This window comes from Oryzihumus sp. (assembly GCF_036391795.1).
Classification (GTDB): Bacteria; Actinomycetota; Actinomycetes; order Actinomycetales; family Dermatophilaceae; genus Oryzihumus.
In genome coordinates this window covers 1-2,851 of record NZ_DASVZH010000052.1, presented here as the reverse complement: position 1 = coordinate 2,851, position 2,851 = coordinate 1, and the positions used below count along the sequence as shown (strand labels likewise).

2 protein-coding genes are annotated in these 2,851 nt (G+C 75.9%); one reads left to right on the top strand and one right to left on the bottom strand.

What is annotated here, in order from left to right:
• Nucleotides 1-175 precede the first annotated feature (175 nt).
• Nucleotides 176-2,131: a serine/threonine-protein kinase gene (locus VF825_RS03160; protein WP_331110056.1), complete on the top strand. Its 1,956-nt coding sequence runs from the start codon at nt 176-178 to the stop codon at nt 2,129-2,131.
• Nucleotides 2,132-2,173: 42 nt separating this feature from the next.
• On the opposite strand, the gene VF825_RS03155 is transcribed toward VF825_RS03160, so the two are convergent.
• The coding region (locus VF825_RS03155; protein WP_331110054.1) for a phosphotransferase family protein at nt 2,174-2,851 on the bottom strand (678 nt) is incomplete at its 5' end.

Sequence of the window (2,851 nt, the reverse complement as noted above, 5' to 3'; positions counted from 1 at the left end):
CCGCCCACGTCGGCGTCCGGACCGGCCCGTCCGCCCGCCGCCTCACCCGGGCCGGCCACCTCGGGCGGAGCCGCGCGCACCCGCAACTTCTGCACCTCCTGCGGCGGCCGGCTCACCCCGGGCGACCGGTTCTGCGGCTGGTGCGGCCAGCCCGTGGCGTGACAGGGGAGTCGAGATGACCGAGCAGACGACCGGGTCGGTGATCGCCGGCTACCGGATCGAGTCGGTCATCGGTCGTGGCGGGATGGCGACGGTCTACCGCGCGGAGGACACCCGCCTGGGCCGCAAGGTCGCCCTCAAGCTCCTGTCCACGGCCCTGGCCGCCAACGAGCAGTTCCGCCAGCGGTTCATCCGCGAGTCACGGCTGGCGGCCTCGCTGGACCACCCCAACATCGTGCCGATCTACGAGGCCGGCGACGCCGACGGCGTGCTCTTCATCGCCATGCGCTACGTCGTGGGCAGCGACCTCAAGGACCTGCTGGCCCGGGGAGGCGCGCTGGACCCCGAGCGCGCGGTCCGCCTGTTCACCCAGATCGGCGACGCCCTCGACGCCGCGCACGAGCTCGGCCTGGTCCACCGCGACGTCAAGCCGGGCAACATCCTCATCACGCAGACCCACGAGCACGGCGACCACGTGACCGCCGAGCACGTCTACCTGACCGACTTCGGCCTGACCAAGCGCACGTCCTCGTTGTCCGGCGGCCTGACCGGCACCGGCCACTTCCTGGGCACGGTGGACTACGTCGCCCCCGAGCAGATCCAGGGCAAGCCGGTCGGTCCGGCGGCGGACATGTACGCCCTGGGCTGCCTGCTCTACGAGTGCCTCACCGGCCGGGTCCCGTTCCGCCGCGACGACGACGCCGCCGTGCTGTGGGCACACCTGATCGAACCGCCTCCGCCCCCGTCGGTCCTGCGCCCGGAGCTGCCGACCGGGGTCAACGCGGTGGTGGCCCGGGCCATGGCCAAGTTCCCCGAGGAGCGCTTCGCCTCCTGCCACGAGATGGTCCGTGCGCTGGCCGACGCGGTGCGCGCGCCGGGGGCGGAAGGCGTTGCCGCGGCGGGGACGGGCGGATCGGTGGCCGGGTCCCAGCAGACGCGCTGGTCAGGGGAGCGTGTCGTCCCCGAGCAGGCGGCCGACGTGCCCGCCGAGGTGCAGGCCGGTGCCCCGGCAGGGCCCGTGGCCGCCGCCGCTCCGGACGTGGCCGAGACCGCCGGGCCGGTCGGTGACCAGGGCGACGCACCGGCCGGGGAGTGGGCGCCGGCCGGTCCGGGTCAGGAGTGGGCGCAAGCCGGCTGGGCCGAGCAGGTGGAGGTCCCCGCCGCGGACGGCGAGGTCGCGGAGCAGTGGGGCTGGGACGGGGAGGGGACGAGCTGGCCCCTGGAGGAGGAGCTGGTCGCCGGCGAGGTCGTGGGCGCCGAGGCCTTCCCGGGTGAGCAGACCGTTGCCGGCGAGGGCGCCGTGGCGACCACCACCCAGGCCGCCCCCGGCGAGGTGCCTGCATCCCGGACCCGGCGGTGGCTGCTCCCGGTCGTCGCCGGGACCGTGGTGTTCCTGGCCGTGCTCGGGTTCCTGCTGGTCCGCCTCAGCGGCTCCGGTGGGCAGGACCTCACGCGGACCTACCGCCCCGGTAACAGCACCGTCCCCCTGACCATGGGCTACCCCGACGCCTGGTCGGTGCAGGAGAGCCCCGGCACCTCCGCCGTGGTGGCCGCGCGCCCGGACGTGGCGGGACCGGTCTTCTTCGGTGGTGGCAGTGACGGCGGCTGGACCGCCATGGGCCGCCTCGTCGGGAGCGACCCCGGCGCCGCCGTGGGGGCCTACCTCACCTCGGGCTTCACCGCGGTGGACCCGGCCAGCTCGGCGTTCGGCGACACCGTCATCCAGAGCCTCCCGCCGGGCACCCAGCTGCTGCCGGGCCGGCGCACCGTGACGGTCGGCGGGGTCCCCGCCGTCGAGCTCACCGGCGCCGCCTCCTCGCCGGCGGGCGGGGCGAGCCTGAGCCTGCTCATCGACGTCGTGCAGACCCCGCAGGGCGACCAGGTCCTGCTGGCCTTCTTCGCGCCGCCGGGGCAGCTGGACGCCCAGCGCGCCCTCTTCGACCGGGTCCGCGCCTCGGTGCGGCTGGGCTGACCGGCCGCCGACCCGGCATACCTGCCCGCCGCCGGGCGCCGGTCAGCCGCCGAGCGTCGCGTCCGCAGCGGCGAGGCAGGCGTGCACCTCCTGCATCACGGCATCGACCTCGCCCACCCGCGGGCTGTGCAGGCGGTTCGGCCGGCGCGCCGCGATCTTGAGCAGCAGGGCCGCCTCGTAGACGTGCGCCCTGGCCAGGACGCCGGCGCGGGAGGCGGCGGACCAGCCGTGCTCAGCCAGCGCCGCGTCGTAGGTGCCGGTGAACGTCGCCGCGGCCTGCTCGAACCACTCCCGGGTGCCGGCCCTGTGGTACCAGAGTCCCGGCGGGCGCAGGTAGGCCAGGAAGTAGCCGACGTCCAGCGCCGGGTCGGCCAGGCAGAACTGGTCGAAGTCCACGAGCTTGACCGCACCGTCGCGCACGAGCAGCTGGCTGGGCTTGTAGCTGCCGTGCGCCGGCACCAGCGTGTCCGGGGCGGCCGCGAGCAGGTGGGTGGTCAGGGTGTCGGCCGCGACCGCCACCGTGCCGGCCAGGGCAGGCACGTATGCCGTGAGGACGCTCGCGCGCCTGGCCGCCCGAGCCGCCTCGTCGGCCCCGGTGCGGGTCGGGGTGTCGGTCGCCGCAGCCGTGCCGGTGTGCAGGTCGGCCAGCGCCCGGGCGGCGGCGACCACCGCGTCCGTCGCGTGGGGGTCGGCGGGGCGGATCACGCTCGTGCCGGGCAC

Bases quoted from the DNA above. Each gene is read 5' to 3' on its own strand.
- VF825_RS03160 (WP_331110056.1), top strand. From the start codon at position 176: ATGACCGAGCAGACGACCGGGTCGGTGATCGCCGGCTACCGGATCGAG.